2 protein-coding genes are annotated in these 1,285 nt (G+C 36.0%); both read right to left on the minus strand.

Annotated elements, in window-relative coordinates:
- Nucleotide 1: 1 nt before the first annotated feature.
- Nucleotides 2–907, minus strand: a complete 906-nt coding sequence (locus AC07N0_RS23125) for a transposase (protein WP_494591202.1) — start codon at nucleotides 905–907, stop codon at nucleotides 2–4.
- A 31-nt stretch (nucleotides 908–938) separates the two neighbouring features.
- Nucleotides 939–1,211, minus strand: a complete 273-nt coding sequence (locus AC07N0_RS23130; RefSeq protein WP_494591203.1) for a hypothetical protein — start codon at nucleotides 1,209–1,211, stop codon at nucleotides 939–941.
- Between the last annotated feature and the right edge of the window lie 74 nt (nucleotides 1,212–1,285).

Consider the following 1,285-nt stretch of genomic DNA (forward strand, 5'->3'; position numbering starts at 1 on the left):
ATTAGCTTTCATGAAATAACCGTTCCTTTGTATTTTGGTTAATGTTTTTACAAATTGTTCCAAGAAAGTTATCTGGGTTCAATAAGCCTACATATTTTCGAAGGTCATCATGATTGTGATATGTAGTATATTTATCAAGCCACGTTTTTACATGTTGTTTGAGTTGTTCGAATTGGTCTTTATAAGGGTGCATATGCAAGAGTTCTTGTTTAAGCTTTTTCCAAAGTTTCTCAATAACATTCAACCACGAGGCATAGGTTGGCAAAGGTAATAGTTTGATTGGTAAGTTTTTATTGGCGTACTTTTTAGTAGGTTTTAAGTGCTTCCAAGAAGCAGGGACACGATGTTTAAATGGGCAATCTTGTGTTTGTAAAGCTGCCAATAGGTCGGGATGATAGTGCATAGGCCAGTTGTCAAGTATGATATAAATTTGCTTGTTGGGATATATATTGACCAATTCTTGATAAAAACAATAGATAGTAGCAACACTTATTTTGTTTCGGATAAAGTAGTCCACTTTCCCAGTAAGTAAGTTTAAAGCACCCATAATACGCATAGTTTTATTACTGTGCCAACCTTGTTTAGCCAAAGGTTGTTGTTTTCCATAGGCACAACTCACACTAGGATGAGCATAAATGGTGAGTTGGTCAATACATATAAAGACAGCCTTGTCAATATGGGCTGTTTCAAGAGTTGTTCTCATATAAGCAAGTTTAGCTTGATAATCAGCATCTGGACTATGCACATAAAGCCTGCCTCTTTGATAGTGTATTTTCCATTTCTTGAGCCAATTCCATAAGCAAGATTTACTTTTTATCTTTAAATGGCTACAAACACAAAGTAAATGGTTTAAGCTCCAACGGCTTTGCTCAAAACCATAGATTTGAGGACTTTGCCCAACAATCATTTGGGTTTGTAGACAAACATCACTCTCTTGCTCAGGGGAAAAAAGACGGTTTTAAACCCCGTCCTTTTTTGACAAATAAGCCTGTGATACCCTCCGTTTGATAAGAGTGAACCCAGTCATAAACAGTGTTTTTACGACGTTTGCGTAAAAGACCATTTTGGGCAACCCAGATACCAGGGTGTCCCTGTGCTATTTTCAAGATAGCACAGGCTTTTTCTCGAATATAGGCTTTGGGATGATGAGCAACTAAATCTTGTAATTCTTGCTCTTGGCTATCGCTTAAAGTAACAATGAGTTGTTGCATGACTTTGAGTCTTTTGACAAAAATTAATCATTTTTACCCAAATTTAAAAGAACGATTATTTTATGAATCTTAAT

It is taken from the genome of Arcicella sp. GW821-FHT09D11, from assembly GCF_059416265.1.

Bases quoted from the DNA above. Each gene is read 5' to 3' on its own strand.
- AC07N0_RS23125 (WP_494591202.1), bottom strand. From the start codon at position 907: ATGATTGTTGGGCAAAGTCCTCAAATCTATGGTTTTGAGCAAAGCCGT.
- AC07N0_RS23130 (WP_494591203.1), bottom strand. From the start codon at position 1,211: ATGCAACAACTCATTGTTACTTTAAGCGATAGCCAAGAGCAAGAATTA.